General features: G+C 49.1%; 20 protein-coding genes and 1 pseudogene. All 21 read left to right on the forward strand.

Annotated features, from left to right (window positions below; translation table 11 throughout):
• Nucleotides 1-244: 244 nt before the first annotated feature.
• Nucleotides 245-508 (forward strand): annotated as a pseudogene (gene fliN, locus FGB90_RS02620) (flagellar motor switch protein FliN); the annotation flags it as partial.
• Nucleotides 509-546: 38 nt separating this feature from the next.
• Nucleotides 547-912 (forward strand): response regulator transcription factor, encoded by a 366-nt coding sequence (locus FGB90_RS02625; RefSeq protein ID WP_171051671.1) that lies wholly within the window; start codon nt 547-549, stop codon nt 910-912.
• Nucleotides 913-1,596 (forward strand): flagellar biosynthetic protein FliO, encoded by a 684-nt coding sequence (locus FGB90_RS02630; RefSeq protein WP_138809013.1) that lies wholly within the window; start codon nt 913-915, stop codon nt 1,594-1,596.
• A complete protein-coding gene (gene fliP, locus FGB90_RS02635; RefSeq protein WP_138809014.1) occupies nt 1,589-2,257 on the forward strand; it encodes a flagellar type III secretion system pore protein FliP in 669 nt (222 codons plus the stop codon). The genes FGB90_RS02630 and fliP overlap by 8 nt, the downstream gene beginning before the upstream one ends.
• Before the next feature lie 13 nt (nt 2,258-2,270).
• The gene (gene fliQ, locus FGB90_RS02640; protein WP_138809015.1) at nt 2,271-2,540 is read left to right on the forward strand and encodes a flagellar biosynthesis protein FliQ; all 270 of its coding nucleotides are present in this window, start codon (nt 2,271-2,273) and stop codon (nt 2,538-2,540) included.
• A gap of 6 nt (nt 2,541-2,546) precedes the next feature.
• On the forward strand, nt 2,547-3,326 hold the full coding sequence (fliR, locus tag FGB90_RS02645) for a flagellar biosynthetic protein FliR (protein WP_138809016.1): 780 nt from the start codon (nt 2,547-2,549) through the stop codon (nt 3,324-3,326).
• Complete coding sequence (gene flhB, locus FGB90_RS02650; protein WP_138809017.1) at nt 3,326-4,405, forward strand: flagellar biosynthesis protein FlhB; 1,080 nt, start codon at nt 3,326-3,328, stop codon at nt 4,403-4,405. Before fliR ends, flhB begins: the two co-directional genes overlap by 1 nt.
• A 125-nt stretch (nt 4,406-4,530) precedes the next feature.
• Entirely contained in the window at nt 4,531-6,570 is a 2,040-nt protein-coding gene (gene flhA, locus FGB90_RS02655; RefSeq protein ID WP_138809018.1) for a flagellar biosynthesis protein FlhA, read from the forward strand.
• Nucleotides 6,567-7,688, forward strand: a complete 1,122-nt coding sequence (gene flhF / locus FGB90_RS02660) for a flagellar biosynthesis GTPase FlhF (RefSeq protein WP_138809019.1) — start codon at nt 6,567-6,569, stop codon at nt 7,686-7,688. Before flhA ends, flhF begins: the two co-directional genes overlap by 4 nt.
• Nucleotides 7,678-8,556 (forward strand): MinD/ParA family protein, encoded by an 879-nt coding sequence (locus tag FGB90_RS02665; RefSeq protein WP_171051672.1) that lies wholly within the window; start codon nt 7,678-7,680, stop codon nt 8,554-8,556. Before flhF ends, FGB90_RS02665 begins: the two co-directional genes overlap by 11 nt.
• A 27-nt stretch (nt 8,557-8,583) precedes the next feature.
• The gene (locus tag FGB90_RS02670) at nt 8,584-9,351 is read left to right on the forward strand and encodes a FliA/WhiG family RNA polymerase sigma factor (RefSeq protein ID WP_138809021.1); all 768 of its coding nucleotides are present in this window, start codon (nt 8,584-8,586) and stop codon (nt 9,349-9,351) included.
• Between the two features lie 10 nt (nt 9,352-9,361).
• Nucleotides 9,362-9,820 (forward strand): helix-turn-helix domain-containing protein, encoded by a 459-nt coding sequence (locus FGB90_RS02675; RefSeq protein ID WP_210237223.1) that lies wholly within the window; start codon nt 9,362-9,364, stop codon nt 9,818-9,820.
• Between the two features lie 149 nt (nt 9,821-9,969).
• Nucleotides 9,970-10,692: a 30S ribosomal protein S2 gene (gene rpsB, locus FGB90_RS02680; protein WP_138809023.1), complete on the forward strand. Its 723-nt coding sequence runs from the start codon at nt 9,970-9,972 to the stop codon at nt 10,690-10,692.
• A gap of 159 nt (nt 10,693-10,851) precedes the next feature.
• A complete protein-coding gene (tsf, locus tag FGB90_RS02685) occupies nt 10,852-11,733 on the forward strand; it encodes a translation elongation factor Ts (RefSeq protein ID WP_138809024.1) in 882 nt (293 codons plus the stop codon).
• 112 nt (nt 11,734-11,845) lie between these two features.
• Nucleotides 11,846-12,574, forward strand: a complete 729-nt coding sequence (gene pyrH / locus FGB90_RS02690; RefSeq protein WP_138809025.1) for a UMP kinase — start codon at nt 11,846-11,848, stop codon at nt 12,572-12,574.
• Nucleotides 12,571-13,128, forward strand: coding sequence for a ribosome recycling factor (gene frr, locus FGB90_RS02695; RefSeq protein WP_138809026.1), 558 nt, complete (start codon nt 12,571-12,573; stop codon nt 13,126-13,128). Before pyrH ends, frr begins: the two co-directional genes overlap by 4 nt.
• A 183-nt stretch (nt 13,129-13,311) precedes the next feature.
• On the forward strand, nt 13,312-14,085 hold the full coding sequence (gene uppS / locus FGB90_RS02700) for an undecaprenyl pyrophosphate synthase (RefSeq protein ID WP_138809027.1): 774 nt from the start codon (nt 13,312-13,314) through the stop codon (nt 14,083-14,085).
• 18 nt (nt 14,086-14,103) lie between these two features.
• A complete protein-coding gene (locus FGB90_RS02705; protein ID WP_138809028.1) occupies nt 14,104-14,895 on the forward strand; it encodes a phosphatidate cytidylyltransferase in 792 nt (263 codons plus the stop codon).
• A gap of 42 nt (nt 14,896-14,937) precedes the next feature.
• Nucleotides 14,938-16,092, forward strand: a complete 1,155-nt coding sequence (locus FGB90_RS02710; protein WP_138809029.1) for a 1-deoxy-D-xylulose-5-phosphate reductoisomerase — start codon at nt 14,938-14,940, stop codon at nt 16,090-16,092.
• 4 nt (nt 16,093-16,096) lie between these two features.
• The gene (gene rseP, locus FGB90_RS02715) at nt 16,097-17,356 is read left to right on the forward strand and encodes an RIP metalloprotease RseP (protein WP_138809030.1); all 1,260 of its coding nucleotides are present in this window, start codon (nt 16,097-16,099) and stop codon (nt 17,354-17,356) included.
• Between the two features lie 107 nt (nt 17,357-17,463).
• Entirely contained in the window at nt 17,464-19,164 is a 1,701-nt protein-coding gene (locus FGB90_RS02720; protein ID WP_138809031.1) for a proline--tRNA ligase, read from the forward strand.
• Nucleotides 19,165-19,448 lie beyond the last annotated feature (284 nt).

Below are 19,448 nucleotides of genomic sequence, written 5' to 3' on the forward strand. Positions count from 1 at the left end.
GAAGAAAGGCCCGGAAAAGACCGGCTCCGAAACCGTGAGCGAAGAAGAGGGTGAAACGTCCGGTGAAACGGAGCACAAGGACGATGATGAAAATCATGATGAAAATGCGCCCGGAAATGCGGCAGGAGCCCGGGAGAATTTCTCATCCGGTCATACCCTGAATGAGGAGGGCGGTAAAGCCGGTTCCCAGGTAGCCACCGCGGCATTCTCCGATTTTGGGCAGGACGCCCATGTGACAGCGGGAGAGGGGAAAAACCTCAGTATGCTGCTGGATATTCCTCTGGAAGTAACGGTTGAACTGGGCCGTACGAAACGGTCGATCGGGGATATTCTTGAACTTACGAAGGGATCGATCCTTGAGCTTGACAAACTTGCCGGTGAACCGGTGGATGTAATGGTAAACAGGAAGCTAGTGGCCAAAGGTGAGGTTGTGGTTATTGATGAAAACTTTGGTGTGCGCGTGACAGATATCGTAAGTCAGCGTGACCGGATTAAAAACCTGAAATAACCGGCCGGATAAAAGGCGCCGGCCAGACGGGGGACGAAGTGACGAGAAAAATTCTGATAGCAGACCGGTCGGACTTTGCAAGGGAGCTCCTTAAAGATCTGATTTCCAGCTGCGAGTCATGTGAATTCTATGAAACTCAGAGTGCTGTAGAAGCTGTCCGGCTTTTTGCGGAAAAGGGACCTGACCTGACATTTCTTGATCTTGTTCTCAATAATGGAGACGGTTTTACTGTTCTCCGCACAATGAGGGAGCTGGAGCGTGATAAATGCATCGTAATCTGTACAGCTCTCGCCCAGACTGCTGTGAAGGTGGATGCCATGCAGTCTGGCGCCTCCGCGTTTCTGGCCAAACCGCTGAGCGGAAGCAGGATCGAATCAATACTTAAAAACGAGACAGGATCGTGAATGGGTATGTATTTTTGCAGCACGAAAAACAACAATTTAATAGCGGCAGTAATCGTCACTGTCCTTTTCCTGCTGTCTTCCGGAACGGGAGCGGCAGAAAGTCAGTTAGGGGATGGGGACGGTTCTGTCGGAGATTTTCTGAACGAGAATGAATCACCTTCCGGAAGTACCGGTGAAACGGATCCGGCCGGTGAGGCGGAACCTGCCGGTATACAGAATGGATCCGGCGATCAGAGTCTGTTCGGCCTGCTGTTTCAGATGTTTCTTGCTCTTGGGGTGGTACTGGCTCTTATTTACGGAATGCTCCGCTTTATAAACAGGCGTACCCGTACACTTAAAGGCAGCAGAACAATCCAGTCGGTCGGGGGAGTAAATGTGGGCCAGAACCGCTCCGTTCAGATTGTCAAAGCAGGGGACAGGCTTCTTATTGTCGGGGTCGGTGAGGATGTGCGACTTCTCCGGGAAGTGAGTAATCCTGATGAAATCGAGCAGATGCTGAAAGACCACGAAACATCGGATGCCCTGGATGTGCCGGTTGCAAGAGCAGGGGAATGGCTGAAACAGTCGTTTGCAGCAAAAAAAGGGAGCAGTTCTTTTCCTGACGTGCTGGAACGCAGGCTTAAAGGTGTAAGGGATGACCAGAAGAAAAAACATTCTTCCGTTCAGGTGAACCGCCATGATTGAAATCCCGTCCCTTGATATTTTCAGCGACGACCCCGCCAATCTTACATCCACGGTTCAGCTGCTTCTTCTTCTGACCGTTCTTGCTCTGGCTCCGGGTATTCTCATTCTGATGACCTGTTTTACACGGGTCATCATCGTGCTCTCCTTCGTACGCTCGGGGCTCGCCACCCAGCAGATGCCGCCGAATCAGGTTCTGATAGGACTTGCTCTTTTTATCACTTTCTTTATTATGGCACCGGTATTTTCCGAAATTAATGAAGAGGCGCTCCAGCCTATGTTCGAAGGAGAGCTGAATCAGGAGGAGGCATTTGAAACTGCCGCCGTGCCGATTAAAACCTTTATGGCAGAGCACACGAGGGAAAAAGATCTGGCTCTGTTTATGGGATACCAGGGGCTTGACCGTCCGGAAACAATCGATGATATTCCCCTGACCGCCCTGGTTCCGGCTTTTGCGATCAGTGAACTGAAAACCGCTTTCCAGATCGGGTTTATGATTTTTGTTCCGTTTCTCATTATCGACATGGTCGTAGCCAGTATCCTCATGTCCATGGGAATGATGATGCTTCCGCCTGTCATGATTGCCCTTCCGTTTAAAATACTTCTTTTTGTCATGGTTGACGGCTGGCATCTGGTAATCCGGTCCCTATTATTAAGTTTTTAGAGGTGAATAATCTATGAGTTCGGAAATGGTGATCAGTCTGGCTGAGCGGGGTGTTTATACAACTTTAATGATTGCAGGACCTCTTCTTATTCTGGCACTCGGAATTGGGCTTCTTGTCAGTGTTTTTCAGGCGACTACACAGATTCAGGAACAGACGCTTGCGTTTATTCCAAAGATTGTGGCAGTTCTTGTGGGACTCGTTGTATTCGGCCCCTGGATGCTTCAGACACTTCTTGCTTTTGCCGGTGACATATTCAGTAATCTTCATCAGTTTACAGGGTAGCCGGGGATGGAACAGATTCTTGAGTGGTACCCCGCCTTCCTGCTCATCCTGGTAAGAATGTCGGCATTTATTGTTACGCTTCCTCTGTTTTCCTATCAGAACGTCCCTGCACAGTTCAAAGTGGGATTTGCTTTTTTTCTCACCTGGATCGTTTTCTTTACATACGACTGGCCGGCACTGGCCATTGACGGCTTTTTCTTTACGCTGATTATTAAGGAGGCGCTGGTCGGTCTGACAGTGGGTTTTGCTGCGTCACTACTGCTCTATGCTATTCAGGTGGCAGGAGGATTTATTGATATAAAAATGGGTTTTATGATCGCCAATGTGATCGACCCTCAGACAGGGGCGCAGAGTCCGCTGACAGGAAGCTACCTTTACACGTTTGCTCTATTGTTCCTGCTGGCCACTGATGCCCACCACCTGATGCTTGACGGGGTGTATTACAGCTATCAGTTCGTCCCGCTTGATCAGCCCTTCATCCCCCTGGGGAGCGAGGCGGTGATCATGAGTGTTGTAACGGCAGTCAATACGATGTTCATTATTGCTTTTCAGATGGCTCTTCCTGTAGTGGGATCTTTATTTCTGATCGATGTGGCACTCGGTATGATCTCAAGAACGGTTCCCCAGGTTAACGTTTTTGTAGTCGGTCTGCCCCTCAAAATCCTGGCCGGGCTGATTATGCTGTTTCTTGTTATGGCCCCGTTCTTTGTGGTCGTGAGCCACCTGATCGAGACGGTTCAGCTCACTATGCGCCAGCTGCTCGAACTGTATGGAGGAATCGACTAATGTACCTAAAGCTCCAGCTTCAGTATTTTGCCCAGGAAAAAACTGAAAAAGCCACCCCGAAAAAACGGCAGGACAGCAGAAAAAAAGGTCAGGTAGCCAAAAGTACGGATGTAAATACCGCTTTTATTCTATTATTTGTATTCCTGAGTCTGTGGTTTGCGGGAAGCTTTGCAGCCCGGGATATCTTTACAATCGGAGAGCATACGTTTTCAAACCTGCTCATGCTGGAGCTGACACCCGGCAATGTAGAGGCACTTTTTCTTGACCTCCTCAAGCAGGCTGCTCTGATTATAGGTCCTTTTATGCTTGCTGCAGTACTGGCAGCCGTTTTTTCAAACTACATACAGGTGGGATTTCTGTATGCACCTGAAGCGATCAGAATGAAACTGAGTAAAATCAACCCGATTAACGGTTTTAAAAGGATCTATTCTGTCAGAGCACTGGTGGAGTTTCTCAAGAGCATGCTTAAAATCACCCTCGTCGGACTTGTCACTTTCGCTGTGATCTGGTTTGCGATGGACGACTTAATGAAACTGAGCCTTTATTCCACCGGTGACAGCATCCGGCTGGTAGGGAACCTGACAATTATTATGGGACTGGCAGCGGCGTTCCTGCTCGTGTTTCTCAGTGTTCCTGACTACCTGTACCAGAAGTACGACCACGAGAAAAACATCCGTATGTCAAAGCAGGAAGTGAAGGACGAGCATAAAAAAGCCGAGGGGGATCCTCTGATCAGGTCAAGGGTGAAGGAAAAACAGCGTCAGCTCGCCACCAGCCGGATGATGCAGGAGGTTCCAAAGGCGGATGTTGTCATTACAAACCCGACCCATTACGCCATTGCGCTCAAGTACGAGGAAGGAAGCATGGATGCCCCTGTGGTGACGGCGCGGGGTGTGGATTTTGTTGCTCTGAAACTGATCGGGGTCGCGAAAAACAGTAAGGTGCCCACGGTGGAAAACCGTCCCCTCGCCAGAGCGCTTTACAGCAGAACAGATGTGGGCGATCAGGTGCCTGAGGATCTGTTTAAAGCCGTGGCCGAAGTTCTTGCCTATGTTTACCGTCTGGAAAAGAAACTTTAATACTGGTCTTCCGGTTAAGTGCGCAGCAGAAAGCCGGCGGCCTGATCGGAGCAACGCTTCGTGCTGCTTCATGCAGAAAATAAGAGTAAAGCTTTATCAAGCCCGAAGGAAAGGAGGAGAATTTCATGGCAATGAGGGATTTAACGGTACTTCTCGGGGTGGTTACCATCGTAATCATGCTTATTATACCCCTCCCGACAGGCATTATCGATTTTTTAATTATCATAAATATTTCACTTGCCCTTCTGATTATTCTCGTTGCAATGAATACGAGGGAAGCACTCCAGTTTTCCATCTTTCCGACCCTTCTCCTTCTCGTTACGCTTTTCAGACTTGGTCTGAATGTCTCTACAACCAGGGCTATTCTCGGGAACCACGGTGATGCAGGAAACGTCATCGAAACATTCGGTGACTTTGTTGTCGGGGGAAATGCGCTTGTGGGGTTTGTCATTTTTATCATTCTAGTAGTGATTCAGTTTATCGTGATCACCAAAGGTGCCGAGCGTGTCTCGGAAGTGGGGGCACGCTTTACCCTCGATGCCATGCCGGGAAAGCAGATGAGTATTGATGCAGACCTCAATGCGGGAATGATTTCGGACAGGGAAGCGAAAGAAAGGCGTAAAAAAATCGAGCAGGAAGCGGACTTCTACGGTTCCATGGACGGGGCCAGCAAGTTCGTAAAAGGCGACGCCATTGCCGGGATTGTTATTGTATTAATCAATATTATTTTCGGTCTGATTATCGGCATGATGCAGGAGGGTCTGCCCCTGGGGGCTGCGGCAGACAAGTATACACTTCTGACGGTCGGGGACGGCCTGGTAAGTCAGATTCCGGCTCTCCTTGTATCCACCGCCACGGGGATCGTTGTCACCCGCGCAGCCTCGGAAGGCAATCTCGGTCATGATGTAACAAAGCAGCTGTTTGCCTATCCGAAAATGCTTTACGTAGCCGGTATAACGATTTTCCTTCTCGGTGCGGTAACACCAATTGCCTGGCCGATTCCGACACTGGTGGCGCTGATGCTCGCGTGTGGGGGTTACTTTATCGGGCGGCAGGAAGAAAAACCAGATGAGGAAGAGGATGAAGCAGACCGGCAGAAAGAGGAAGAGGAACTCAGGTCTCCTGAAAGTGTTGTAAACCTGATCAATGTTGATCCGGTGGAATTTGAATTCGGCTACGGTCTGATTCCCCTTGCTGATGCAGCCCAGGGAGGCGATCTGCTGGACAGAGTTGTTATGATCCGCCGTCAGCTGGCAATTGAGCTGGGTATGGTTGTACCGGTCATCCGGATCAGGGATAACATTCAGCTTCAGCCCGGGGAATATGTGATTAAAATCAAAGGTAACCAAGTCGCCAGGGGAGAACTTCTCCCTGATCACTATATGGCAATGAGCCCCGGTGAGGAGGATGAGCAGGTTACGGGTATCGAAACGACGGAGCCTGCGTTTGGTCTGCCGGCACTCTGGATTACCGATGATGTAAAGGAACAGGCTGAATATGCCGGTTATACGGTTGTGGATCCTCCGTCTGTTGTTTCCACACATCTGACGGAAGTGATTAAACGCCATGCCCACGAACTGCTTGGCAGAGGAGAGGCTAAACAGCTTGTGGAGCATCTTCGGGAGTCCTATTCGGCGCTGGTGGAGGATGTTACGCCGGAACCATTATCTCTTGGTGAGATTCAGAAAGTGCTGAGCCGCCTTCTTCGGGAAAATATTCCCGTCCGGAATCTTCCGGTTATTTTTGAAACTCTTGCTGACTACGGCCAGATGACAAAAGACACTGATCTTTTAACGGAATACGTGAGGCAGGGGCTGAGCCGTCAGATTTCCAGCCAGTTTGCCGAACCTGGCCAGCCGCTGTTTGTCGTTACCCTCAGCGGGGCAGCTGAAAAAATGATTACCGATGCGGTACAGCAGACTGAACACGGGAACTTTCTTGCACTTGGCCCGGATCAGTCGCAGGTTTTTGTAGAGCAGACCATGCAGGAGATGGAACGGATGCAGCAGGCAGGCCATTCCCCGGTAATACTCTGCTCACCTGCAGTAAGAATGTACGTCCGTCATCTTATTGAGCGATATATGCCTAACATACCGGTCTTATCCTATAACGAACTGGAACCGAATGTTGAGGTCCAGAGCACAGGGGTGTTGAAAGGAGCATGAAGGTAAAGAAATTTCAGGCCGCGGATATGCCGGAGGCCATGGTGAAAGTACGTAATGAACTTGGAAAAAGTGCCGTGATTCTCCATTCCAGGGAAGTGGATACAGGAGGTTTCCTCGGCTTTTTCGGAAAAAAGAAACTGGAAGTGATTGCAGCTGCCGATCCGGAAGCTGCAGAAATGAAAAAACAGAAAAAACGGCCTGAACGTCCTGCTGGAGAAACAGCTCAGCGGGAATTTCGGGAAAAAGCATCCCCACCGGAAAATAGTGAATCAGCGAAAACGGCTTCTTCTGCTCCTTTCCGGTCTCTTTCGGTTGCAGCACAGCCCGGGGGGGTCAGCGATGCCTCGGCCGTGCTTGAGTTCCACGGTTTCGGGAAACAGCTGACGGGCGATATCCACCATGCAATGACGAGCCGCTGGTACAAGGAGGACTCACCTGCACACATTGATTTTAATCTGTATATGAAAGAAGCCCTTGAACAGAAAGTGGAGGAAGGCTGGTTCAGGTCGTGGGAGGAAAACGAGGTCTTCGTTTTCCTCGCCGGACCTACAGGGGCAGGAAAGACGACAACGATTGCGAAGCTTGCTTCCGAAGCTGTCCTCAGAAAGGGACTGAAAACAGCCTTGATTACGGCGGATACATACAGGATTGCAGCAGTGGAACAGCTGAAAACCTACGCAGGGATTCTGGACATTCCCATTTCTGTTGTATACAGCCCTGAAGATTTCAGTGAAGCAGTAGAGGAATTCAGGGACTTTGACCGTGTGTATGTAGATACGGCAGGAAGAAATTATCACGATCCGGCTTATACAGCCCAGGTTAAAGAACTGACTTCAAGAGCGGATTCGAAACAGGTGCATGTCGTTCTGCCCCTGACCGGTAAGGGCGATGATCTGATTTCAATTGCAGCGAGGTTCAGTGAGCTGGAACCGGAATCGGTTATTTTTTCGAAATGGGATGAAACCACTTCCAGGGGGGCAATGCTCAGGGTTCTCAATGAAACCGGGCTGAAGGGATCACTCATTACGACCGGCCAGGAAGTGCCGGAAGATCTTGCGTTCCTGACGAAAGAGAAGGTCATTGAGCAGGTGATAAAGGATGGCGCATATGGAAACTGACCAGGCTTCGGCACTGCGGAAAAAGATGAAACTCAGAGGTGACGTGCAGAACCCGGTTAACGGTGTTCGGACACTGGCCGTGGTCAGCGGAAAAGGCGGCGTAGGGAAAACGAATTTTGCAGTAAACTTTGCTGCTTCACTGGCATTGAAAGGCTGCCGTGTACTGATTATCGATCTGGATATTGGAATGGCCAATGTGGATATCATTCTCGGTGAATCCGGTGGAGGAACACTGCCTGAAATGGTGGAGAACAATCTTCCTGCAGAGGCAGTGATTCATAACAGCCGGTACAAACTCAGTTTCATATCGGGCGGAAACGGCCTGGGGGAGATTATGGCTTTTGACAGTGGCAGACGGAATATTCTCCTGAAGCGTCTGGGCGAACTTGAAGGTAAATTTGATCTTATTATATATGATTTCGGCGCAGGTGCAGCCGAAGACACACTTGAGGCAGCCGCCGCAGCAGATGAAATGCTTGTGGTAACAACGCCGGAACCTGCAGCGGTTACTGACGCCTACAGCATGCTGAAGCTGATCCACAGGAAAAATGAATCCCTTCCGGTACGGATTCTTGTGAATAAATGCAGGGATGAAAAGCAGGGGAGACATATATTTAACCATCTTTCAAAAGTGTGCAGGCATTTTCTTTTAAAGGAAACCATGTTTTTCGGATCGATTCCGAAAGACGAGAATGTGTGGAAGGCTGTCTGCAGCCAGACTCCATATACAGTAAAATATCCAGGTTCAAAGGCAAGCCGGGCTGTAAATGCTGCCGCTGACCGCTACTTGTCCGGAAGCACTGTGCAGCAGGAGGCTTCCGAAAGTTTCACGGAAAAACTGAAAGGCTGGCTGTTTCAGAGAAACTAAGAGAAAAATCGAAAGGAGGAGACGGGTATGATCTGTCCAAAAGCAGAAGGGAAACTTGACAGAGCCTGGGACCTCTGGCTTGAAAAGGGCGACCGCGATGCATGTAATGATCTGATTGAAGCCTACATTCCGCTTGTGGATTTTCACGTCCAGAGAGTGCTCGGAGGCCTTCCCCGGAACGTGGATGCAGGTGATCTGAAAAGCCATGGATTAGCCGGTCTTTACGATGCACTCAGAAAATTTGATAAAAACAGGGATCTGAAATTTGATACATACGCTTCATTCCGGATCAAAGGTGCAATTCTGGACGGGCTCAGGCAGGAGGACAGGCTGCCCAGATCCGTCCGTGATAAAGCAAAAAAAATTGAAAGCATCCAGGAAACCCTGGAGCAGGAACTTGGGCGTGTGCCGGCAGCGGCAGAAGTTGCAGGTGCCGCCGGGATGACGGAGGCTGAGGTTGTACGCACGATGAATGAGAGCTTTGTCTCGCATCTCCTTTCGATCGATGAACAGAGCGGTGAGCACGGTGCAAAAGACACGTTTGTCCAGTCGATGTCCGACCGTTCCATGCTGACGCCCGAACAGCATGCTGTCCGGGAATCGGACTATGAGGAGCTTGCTGCATGTATGAAAGAGCTCACGGAGAATGAACAGCTTGTCCTGAGCCTGTTTTATTTCGAAGAACTGACACTTACTGAAATCGGTCAGATACTCTCTCTTTCCACTTCGCGGATTTCCCAGATCCACTCTAAAGCCCTCTATAAGCTGGAACACAGTCTTCGCAAATCATCCTGAGGAGGTAATGATGGTTTACTTTATTATATTGAGTCTTCTCCTGCATCTCCTGAGCTTTTACATGATTCTTCTCCTTTCAAAAAAGAATCGTGAAATGCCGGATATGGGAGCCGTCCGGGAAATGGAGGATCTTCTGGCAGCGTACACGGAGGAGATGAAAGACAGTAATGAAAAGCTGATCGGCAGTCTGAAACGGTACAGCGATTCCGGCGCTTCCGGGGCTGACACTGCAGAGACTTCAGGCACGTCAGAGACGTCAGAACCATTCAAACAGACAGCGGCCGTTCAAGAACCGGTGTACACCCCGCCCATGCCCGGGGAACAGGAACCGGAATCCGTATCACCCGCGATTTCCGCGAGGGTCCTTGAGCTTGCGGGCAGAGGACTTTCGGATAGTGAAATTGGAAAGGAGCTGGGGATCGGAAAAGGAGAAGTGAGTCTGTACAGAAAATTTTACTATAAATCGTGAGACATTCTTGCTCTTGGCCTTGTGATATGGTATAGTAACTTCTGGTGTTAATCACACACGTCTGTTGATTCAGGCAGCGGTGCTGCATCTGCAGTTCTGCTTGAAGGAGAGACAGGCGGAGGCTAAAAAAACCAAAGGAGGTGTTTGATGTGGCAGTTATCTCCATGAAACAGCTATTGGAAGCAGGGGTACACTTCGGTCACCAGACTCGTCGCTGGAACCCAAAAATGGATCGCTACATCTTCACAGAACGTAACGGAATTTACATCATTGACCTTCAGAAGACGGTCAAAAAAGTCGAGGAAGCGTACAAATACGTACGTGACATCGCAGCTGACGGAGGAAAAGTTCTTTTCGTCGGTACAAAGAAACAGGCTCAGGATTCTGTACGCGAAGAAGCAGAGCGTGCCGGTCAATATTTCATTAACCAGCGCTGGCTCGGTGGAACGCTTACAAACTTCGAAACAATCCAGAAGCGTATCAAACGTCTGAAAGACATCGAGCGTATGCAGGAAGACGGCACTTTTGACGTACTTCCGAAAAAAGAGGTTGTTCTTCTAATGAAGGAAATGGACCGTCTTGAGAAGTTCCTCGGTGGTATTAAAGACATGAACACACTTCCGGATGCACTTTTTGTTATCGATCCGCGTAAAGAGCGCATTGCAATTGCTGAAGCGCGCAAGCTCAACATCCCTGTTGTGGCGATCGTAGACACAAACTGTGACCCTGACGAAGTGGATATCGTGATCCCTGGTAACGACGACGCAATCCGCGCTGTACGTCTTCTTACTTCCAAAATGGCAGATGCCGTTATTGAAGCCAATCAGGGCGAGGAAGAAGAAGTGGCACAGGAAGAAGGAACCACTGCATAAATCCGTTCATTCGGCTCCGGCTGTATGAATGAAGATAGAAATGTCCAAAAGGGTGATAGAGGGCCGGACCCTTTATCACCCTTTTTAAGGACAGGCTACATAGTCCGGACGGACAGTTCCGGTCCATGCTAAAACAACATTCCAAGGAGGAATACCCAAATGGCAATTTCAGCTAAAATGGTAAAAGAGCTTCGTGAAAAAACAGGCGCAGGTATGATGGACTGCAAGAAGGCACTTACAGAAACAGACGGTGATATGGATAAAGCCGTTGACTTTCTTCGTGAAAAAGGCATCGCCAAAGCGGCGAAAAAAGCTGACCGTGTTGCAGCGGAGGGTCTTACCGCTGTTAAATCAGACGGAAACACAGGTGTAATCGTGGAAATTAACTCTGAAACAGACTTCGTTGCCAAAAACGAAAATTTCCAGAACCTTGTATCAGCAATTGCGGATCACATTCTTCAGAACAAGCCGGCTGATGTTGAAGAAGCACTCGGCCAGTCATTTGAAGGTTCTGACGGCACACTTCAGAACTTCATCAACGACCAGATTGCCAAAATCGGGGAAAAGATCTCCCTTCGCCGTTTTGAAGTAGCGGAAAAAACAGACAGCCAGTCTTTCGGTGAGTACCTGCACATGGGCGGACGCATTGGAGTCCTTACTGTTGTGGAAGGTGCTGACGAGGAAACTGCCAAAGATGTTGCCATGCACGTAGCGGCAATCAACCCGCGTTACGTTGGCCGTGACTCTGTATCCGAAGAGGAAGTTAACCGTGAGCGCGAAGTTCTTAAGCAGCAGGCCCTTAACGAAGGTAAGCCGGAAAACATCGTTGAGAAAATGGTGGAAGGACGCCTCGGCAAGTTCTTCGAAGAGATCTGCCTGAACGAGCAGGCTTTCGTTAAGGATACAGATCAGAAAGTCGGCAAATACGTTGAATCCAAAGGCGGTAAAGTCGTTTCCTTCGCCCGTTTCGAAGTTGGGGAAGGTATGGAGAAGCGTGAAGACAACTTCGCGGAAGAAGTTATGTCCCAAGTGAAAAAGTAATCGGAGAAAAGAGGGGCACATAGTGTCCCTTTTTCCCGAGTAAACGGTATTTTTCCCCTACCTTTTTCACAATAAAAACAGCTTTGAAAAGAGACCAGACTTGGAGGGCGTTATGGAAAATCCTAAATATGACCGAATTGTACTTAAACTGAGCGGGGAGGCACTCGCGGGAGACCAGGGATACGGGATCGATCCTTCAGTCATTCAGTCCATTGGTGAGCAGATAAAGGAAATTTCCGAGCTCGGGGTGGAAGTAGCCATCATCGTCGGTGGAGGAAATATCTGGCGGGGTATGGCCGGAAGTGCAAAAGGTATGGACCGTGCCACGGCTGATTACATGGGCATGCTTGCAACGGTAATGAACTCTCTTGCCCTTCAGGACAGCCTGGAAAACATCGGTGTGCAGACCCGGGTCCAGACTTCCATTGAGATGAGACAGGTTGCTGAACCCTATATCAGACGGCGTGCGATCCGCCATCTGGAGAAAAAACGCGTAGTCATTTTTGCAGCAGGTACGGGAAATCCGTATTTCTCTACAGACACTACTGCAGCGCTTAGAGCAGCCGAAATCGAAGCAGATGTCATTCTGATGGCAAAGAATAAGGTGGACGGTGTTTACTCTGCTGACCCTTCTGTTGATGCCACTGCCCAAAAATATGAATCACTTACGTATCTTGACCTGCTTAAGGACGGACTGGCGGTAATGGATTCCACAGCTTCGTCACTGTGCATGGATAATAATATTCCGCTGATCGTGTTCTCAATTATGGAAAAAGGAAATATCAAGAGAGCCGTCACCGGAGAAGAAATCGGAACTGTAATCAGGGGGAATAACCAATGAGCCAGCAAATTATGAACGATGCAAAGTCACGTATGGATAAATCTGTTGAATCTCTGCGTAAAGAGCTTTCCACACTGCGGGCAGGCCGCGCAAATCCTTCGATCCTTGACAAAGTCCAGGTGGAATACTACGGCATGATGACGCCTCTTAACCAGCTTGCGACCATCTCCGTGCCGGAAGCGCGCATGCTGACGATTCAGCCTTTCGATAAGTCGTCCCTGGCTGATGTCGAACGTGCAATTCAGAAAGCGGACCTCGGCCTTACTCCATCGAACGACGGAAACATTATCCGTATTACGATTCCGGCTCTGACGGAAGAGCGTCGCGCGGAACTTGTTAAACTCGTACGCCGTTATGCTGAGGATGCGAAAGTGGCAATCCGGAACATCCGCCGTGACAGCAATGATGAACTTAAAAAGCTGCAGAAAGACGGCGAGCTGACCGAGGACGAACTGCGCCGCAGCCAGGATGACGTTCAGAAGCTTACCGACGGCTACGTAAAAAACGTAGACGAGACAGCTGACAGCAAAGAAAAAGAAATCATGGAAGTGTAAGACGAAAGCGTGTAGAATAAACAGAGTAAAAGACCCTCTATTAAACAGGGGGTTTTTTTATCCATTCGGCTCAATTGCATTTTCGGCAGATAGAGCCGGAGCCGGCTTTAAAACCACCTTTCAACAAGAGCCTTTTACGCCTGCTCTCAGGCAGGATTGTGTTATTTCTGGGGGACTAGTAAAATGTTAAAAAAATGGACCAACCGAAAAACGGAAACGGATTATCCGCTTTCAGAAGAACAGAAGGAACTGGATCCTCACAACATTCCCAATCACGTTGCCATTATTATGGACGGAAACGGGCGCTGGGCTAAGAAGCGCGGTCTTCCGCGTGTAGCCGGGCACCGTGAAGGGATGAATGTCATTAAAAAAATTGTGAAGAGATCCAGCCGTCTTGGTGTAGGCGTTCTGACGCTCTACGCATTTTCCACGGAAAACTGGAAAAGGCCCAAGCCTGAAGTGGACTTTCTGATGCGTCTGCCTGAAAGGTTTCTTAAATCAGAGCTCCCAAAACTGATTGAGGAAAATGTTCAGGTTAGAATTACAGGCTCGAGGGAGGCCCTTCCCGGTCATACCCGTGAAGCTGTTGAACAGGCGGTTGAGGATACGCGGAATAATGATGGTATGGTGCTGAACTTTGCCCTGAACTACGGCAGCCGGAATGAAATGGTGCAGGCAATCAGACAGATATACAGCAGGGTGGAAAGCGGTGAAATCACAATTGATGATGTAAGCGAGGAAACCGTGGCATCTGCCCTTATGACAGAAGGTCTTGATGATCCCGATCTTCTGATTCGCACAAGTGGTGAAATCCGCCTGAGTAACTTTATGCTCTGGCAGCTTGCCTATGCGGAATTCTGGTTTACCGATGTTCTGTGGCCTGACTTTACAGAACACCACTTTGAAGAAGCGCTTGCAGTGTACCAGAAAAGAACAAGAAGATACGGCGGTGTCTGACGAAAGGGGTGAAGGACCATGAAACAGCGTATTATTACAGCGGTTATAGCCGGTGCGGCTTTTCTTGGAATTATTATACTCGGAGGAATACCCTTTACAGTCCTCATGTTTCTTCTGGCAACCATCGCAATGGGTGAGATTCTGAAGATGAAGGGAATTACGCCGCTTTCCTATAAAGGCGGTATTTCCTTTCTTTTTATGTGGATTCTTCTACTGCCGGATCAGTTACTGCCGTTTGGCACGCTGCATATGGACAGGGCGGAGATGTTTCTGCTTCTCATCGTTGTACTGCTCGCAGTAACGGTGATTTCCAAAAATGCGTTTACTTTTGATGAAGCCGGATTTGTGATTCTCTCTTCGGTGTATATAGGTCTGGGTTTTCATTATTTTCTTGAAGCACGTTTTCTTGAAGAAGGTCTTGTATTCATCTTCTTCATACTTATACTCGTCTGGGTAACGGATTCAGGTGCCTATTTCTGCGGACGTTTTCTCGGAAAGCATAAGCTGTGGCCTGAAATCAGCCCGAAAAAAACGATTGAAGGCTCTCTCGGCGGAATCATTGCGGCTGTCGTATTCGGTCTTCTGTATGCATGGTTCTTCCCGGTATTCGATTCCACGGCTGTAACGGTTGTCTTCATTCTGATTGTTTCCGTTGCAGGACAGCTTGGAGATCTGGTTGAATCTGCATTGAAAAGACACTATGCCGTAAAGGATTCAGGTCAGGTACTGCCGGGCCACGGGGGAATTCTTGACCGTTTTGACAGTCTGATTTTTGTTATGCCTGTTCTGTACCTGCTCGCTTTTATTTAGCTTATATACATATATATACGTCGAAGAAGGAGCGTTTTGCTGATGAAAAAGATAATACTTCTGGGATCCACCGGATCAATCGGCGTGCAGACGCTTGAAGTGATTGAGGCACATCCTGACAGGTTCAGAGTGGAGGCGCTCACCTGCGGAAAAAATATAAAACTGGCAGCCGAACAGATCCGGATGTTCGGGCCTTCCTTTGTCAGTACGGGATCGAAAGAGGATGCTTCCCGATTACAGGAAATGATTCCTTCCCATATAGAAGTTGGGTACGGTGAGGAAGGGCTGCTCGAAGCCGTTCGCCGCTCCGGTGACATCATTGTCAATGCCCTTATGGGGAGTGTCGGTTTAAATCCGACGCTGGAAGGTATGAAAACCGGGAAGGATGTGGCCCTTGCCAATAAGGAAACGCTTGTCACCGCGGGCCACATTGTTACTGAACAGGCGGAGCAGTCAGGTGTTAAACTAATTCCCGTTGACAGTGAACATTCCGCAATCTATCAGTGCCTTGAAGGGAACAGGGCAGAAGATGCCGACCGGCTGATTCTGACAGCATCAGGAGGCAGTTTCCGGGATCTCTCCAGAAACGAACTGAGTGATGTGACCGTGGAAGATGCCCTGAAACATCCAAACTGGTCCATGGGTGCAAAAATTACGATCGATTCGGCTACAATGATGAATAAAGGTCTTGAGGTTATAGAGGCCCGGTGGCTTTTTGATATACCCTATGAAAGAATCGATGTGATCCTTCATAAAGAGAGTATGATTCATTCCATGGTTGAATATATTGATGGTAGTGTACTGGCCCATCTCGGCACCCCGGATATGAAAGTACCGATTCAGTATGCTCTCTCACTGCCGGCCAGACACGAAGTGCCGGGGAGGAAAAGACTCGATCTCTGGGAAATTGGAAAGCTGCATTTTGAAAAACCCGATCTTGACCGTTTCCGGTGCCTTAAAATGGCATACGATGCAGGCAGGGCAGGGGGGACAGCCCCTGCCGTGATGAATGCAGCCAACGAAGTGGCGGTGGAGGCGTTTCTCAACAGACAGATCTCGTTTCTTGAGATTGAGGATCTGATTGATGAGGCACTTCAGCATCACAGTGTACAGGCATCCCCGGATCTGGAGACGATTATCGAGACGGACCGTCTGACGCGTGCCGGAATCAAAAAGGACTTGAATAAAAGGTTGTGATTAGGTGAATACGTTTATAGCGATCGTCATAATTTTTGGTCTTCTCGTTTTCATCCACGAGTGGGGGCACCTCATTTTTGCAAAACGGGCAGGAATTCTCTGCCGGGAATTTGCTATAGGATTCGGTCCGAAGATCTTTTCATTTAAGAAAAATGAAACGACTTATACGATCAGACTCCTTCCTCTCGGCGGATTTGTCCGTATGGCCGGTGAAGACCCCGAGATGATCCAGATTAAACCCGGTTATGAAATCGGGCTTAAATTCAACAGTTCGGATCAGGTGACCGATATTATTGTAAATAATAAGTCCAAGCATCCGGACTGCAAAGTCATTCAGGTGGAGAAAATTGATCTTGAAGACCGGCTTTTTGTTCAGGGATACCTTCCGGACGAAGAAGGGCTGGTTACCTACCCGGTTCATGAGAAGGCTCATTACATCCATGATGAAGAGGCGACTCAGATCGCTCCCCGTGACAGACAGTTTCCGTCCAAAACAATTCCCCAGCGGGCAATGGCCATTTTTGCCGGACCAATGATGAACTTTCTGCTCGCAGTAGTTATTCTCGCGGCTTATGCCATGATGGCAGGTATGCCGGTTGATGAAGCGAGAGTCGGTGATGTAACGGATGACGGTGCGGCGGTCGAGGCTGGCCTTGAAGAAGGGGACCGGATCGTTTCCATTGACGGTGAAAATGTGACAACATGGGAGGAAATGACCCGGATTATCCAGGGAAGTGCGAATGAACCTCTTATGTTTGAAGTTGAGAGAGGAAACGAGACGTTTGAAGTCGAAATGGTACCTGAAGAGCGTCTGGGGCCTGATGAGGAAGTTCAGGGTGTAGTCGGCATTTATCCGCCGACGGAGTTCAGTATACTCGGCTCCATCGCTTTCGGCTTTACGACGACATGGGACTATACGGTTCTCATCGTTGAGGCGCTCGGAATGCTCGTAACAGGCCAGTTCAGTCTGGATCACCTGGCAGGTCCTGTGGGGATATACAGCTATACTGGTGAAGTAGCGGCAATGGGCTTTTTTGTCCTCATGCAGTGGGCAGCTATTCTGAGTGTAAATCTGGGGATTATTAATCTCCTTCCACTTCCGGCTCTGGACGGAGGCAGACTTATGTTCATTGGTCTTGAAGCAGTCAGAGGAAAGCCTGTGGATCCCCAGAAGGAGGGACTTGTCCACTTTATCGGCTTTGCCCTTCTTATGCTGCTTATGCTTGTGGTGACATGGAACGATATCAATAAGTTTTTCCTTTAAGTGAGAATGACGGTTACAGGCGGCTGTGGACGAATGTGTTCACAGCTCTGACCTGTTTTTAAGCTGTTAATCGTAACTGGCAAACTATTTGAAAGGCGGTTCTAGTAATGAAACAGAGCACTTTTTTATCTCCTACTCTCCGGGATGTACCAAGTGATGCAGAAGTAAAAAGCCATCAGCTGATGCTCCGGGCAGGTCTGATCCGGCAGAGCTCGGCAGGGGTATACTCGTTTCTTCCCCTCGGCCTGAAAGTACTGAAAAAAGTTGAAAATATCATCCGGGAGGAAATGGACCGTTCAGGAGCGCAGGAGCTTCTGATGCCTGCTATCCAGCCTGCCGAACTGTGGCAGGAAAGCGGAAGATGGGATGTCTACGGGCCTGAACTGATGAGAGTGAGGGACCGTCACCAGCGGGAATTCGCACTGGGACCAACCCATGAGGAAGTTATTACTTCATTAATCCGTGACGATATTAATTCATACAAACGGCTGCCTATGACCCTCTATCAGATTCAGTCAAAGTTCCGGGATGAACGGCGCCCGCGTTTTGGGATCCTTCGTTCCAGGGAGTTTCTCATGAAGGATGCCTATTCCTTTGATCGGGATTTTGATGGTCTCGATGAAAGCTATAACAAAATGTATGAAGCGTACTCGAACGTCTTTACCCGCTGCGGGCTTGACTTCAGGGCGGTAGTGGCCGATTCAGGTGCTATGGGAGGAAAGGACACTCACGAATTTATGGTACTCTCTGAAATCGGTGAAGATACCATCGCCTATTCCAACGAATCATCCTTTGCAGCGAATGTGGAAATTGCTCCTGTACATACGGAATACGAAAAGAGCAGTGAAGCACTGCGTGAGCTGGAAAAAACGGATACGCCGGACCGCAGGACAATTGAAGAAGTTGCTTCGTTCCTGGAGATGAGTCCCGAAAAACTGATCAAAAGCATGCTTTTTAAAGTTGACGGTGAACCTGTCCTGGTACTTGTACGCGGTGATCATGAAGTAAACGATGTGAAAATAAAACATGTCCTGGATGCACAGGTGGTGGAACTTGCGGGCGAGGATGACACAGCAGCCGAACTGAACAGCGTCACAGGATTTGCAGGTCCCCTTAACGTTCCCGGCCATGTGAGAGTTCTTGCCGATCATGCGGTGAAAGCTGTTGTCAATGGTGTGTGCGGGGCGAATGAACGGGACAGGCATTATGTGAATGTAAATCCGGGGCGGGACTTTGAGCCGGAACGCTATGAAGATCTCCGGATGATTCAGAAAGGCGATCCTTCTCCTGACGGTAAAGGAACCATCGAGTTTAAGGAAGGTATCGAAGTGGGGCACGTGTTCAAACTGGGTACCCGGTACAGTGAGTCGATGAAAGCATCCTATCTTGATGAAAACGGAAAGGCACAGCCAATTGTCATGGGCAGTTACGGCATCGGGGTTTCCCGTACGGTGGCAGCCATTGTTGAACAGCACAACGATGACAATGGGATTATCTGGCCGGCTTCTGTAGCACCTTTTGATGTGCACCTGATTCCCGTTAATCTGAAGCAGGAGGCACAGAAGACGCTTGCAGAAGGATTATACAGTGAACTGCAGCAGTCGTTTGATGTCCTTTATGACGACAGAGCGGAACGTCCTGGTGTGAAATTCAAGGATTCGGATCTTTACGGTGTGCCTGTGAGAGTAACTGTCGGTAAAAAGGCGGACGAGGGCATCGTGGAAGTGAAAGTGCGCAGCGAAGAAGAAAAAACAGAAGTCCACAGGGACGAACTGGCAGACACAATCAGACAGCTGCTGAAGAAATAAACCTGCTTTCCACCGGAGAGGCAGTGGAAACCATCACTTTCCAAAAAGGTGTCTGGACAGAAGGATGAATTCCTCCTGACAGGCACCTTTTCTGTCTGGTAAAATTAATGGCAGTGAGTAAGGGACGTACGTATACAGCAGGCGCCGCCCGCCGGGTTTATTTTGCCGAAGCAGGACATATTCCGCCGGGAGCAGGGGAATTCTGCCTGGATCAGATGAATCTGAACAAAAGCAGATAAAAACGGCTGAAAACAGATAAAACTCCGTACAGCAGTACCGGAAGA

The sequence above is a fragment of the Alteribacter natronophilus genome (genome assembly GCF_006007885.1).
Lineage (GTDB): Bacteria > Bacillota > Bacilli > Bacillales > Salisediminibacteriaceae > Alteribacter > Alteribacter natronophilus.

What these genes read in the sequence shown, in the direction of transcription:
- FGB90_RS02630 (WP_138809013.1), top strand. Translation starts at nt 913, where the DNA reads ATGGGTATGTATTTTTGCAGCACGAAAAACAACAATTTAATAGCGGCA.
- fliP (WP_138809014.1), top strand. Translation starts at nt 1,589, where the DNA reads ATGATTGAAATCCCGTCCCTTGATATTTTCAGCGACGACCCCGCCAAT.
- fliQ (WP_138809015.1), top strand. Translation starts at nt 2,271, where the DNA reads ATGAGTTCGGAAATGGTGATCAGTCTGGCTGAGCGGGGTGTTTATACA.
- fliR (WP_138809016.1), top strand. Translation starts at nt 2,547, where the DNA reads ATGGAACAGATTCTTGAGTGGTACCCCGCCTTCCTGCTCATCCTGGTA.
- flhB (WP_138809017.1), top strand. Translation starts at nt 3,326, where the DNA reads ATGTACCTAAAGCTCCAGCTTCAGTATTTTGCCCAGGAAAAAACTGAA.
- flhA (WP_138809018.1), top strand. Translation starts at nt 4,531, where the DNA reads ATGGCAATGAGGGATTTAACGGTACTTCTCGGGGTGGTTACCATCGTA.
- flhF (WP_138809019.1), top strand. Translation starts at nt 6,567, where the DNA reads ATGAAGGTAAAGAAATTTCAGGCCGCGGATATGCCGGAGGCCATGGTG.
- FGB90_RS02665 (WP_171051672.1), top strand. Translation starts at nt 7,678, where the DNA reads ATGGAAACTGACCAGGCTTCGGCACTGCGGAAAAAGATGAAACTCAGA.
- FGB90_RS02670 (WP_138809021.1), top strand. Translation starts at nt 8,584, where the DNA reads ATGATCTGTCCAAAAGCAGAAGGGAAACTTGACAGAGCCTGGGACCTC.
- FGB90_RS02675 (WP_210237223.1), top strand. Translation starts at nt 9,362, where the DNA reads ATGGTTTACTTTATTATATTGAGTCTTCTCCTGCATCTCCTGAGCTTT.
- tsf (WP_138809024.1), top strand. Translation starts at nt 10,852, where the DNA reads ATGGCAATTTCAGCTAAAATGGTAAAAGAGCTTCGTGAAAAAACAGGC.
- pyrH (WP_138809025.1), top strand. Translation starts at nt 11,846, where the DNA reads ATGGAAAATCCTAAATATGACCGAATTGTACTTAAACTGAGCGGGGAG.
- frr (WP_138809026.1), top strand. Translation starts at nt 12,571, where the DNA reads ATGAGCCAGCAAATTATGAACGATGCAAAGTCACGTATGGATAAATCT.
- uppS (WP_138809027.1), top strand. Translation starts at nt 13,312, where the DNA reads ATGTTAAAAAAATGGACCAACCGAAAAACGGAAACGGATTATCCGCTT.
- FGB90_RS02705 (WP_138809028.1), top strand. Translation starts at nt 14,104, where the DNA reads ATGAAACAGCGTATTATTACAGCGGTTATAGCCGGTGCGGCTTTTCTT.
- FGB90_RS02710 (WP_138809029.1), top strand. Translation starts at nt 14,938, where the DNA reads ATGAAAAAGATAATACTTCTGGGATCCACCGGATCAATCGGCGTGCAG.
- FGB90_RS02720 (WP_138809031.1), top strand. Translation starts at nt 17,464, where the DNA reads ATGAAACAGAGCACTTTTTTATCTCCTACTCTCCGGGATGTACCAAGT.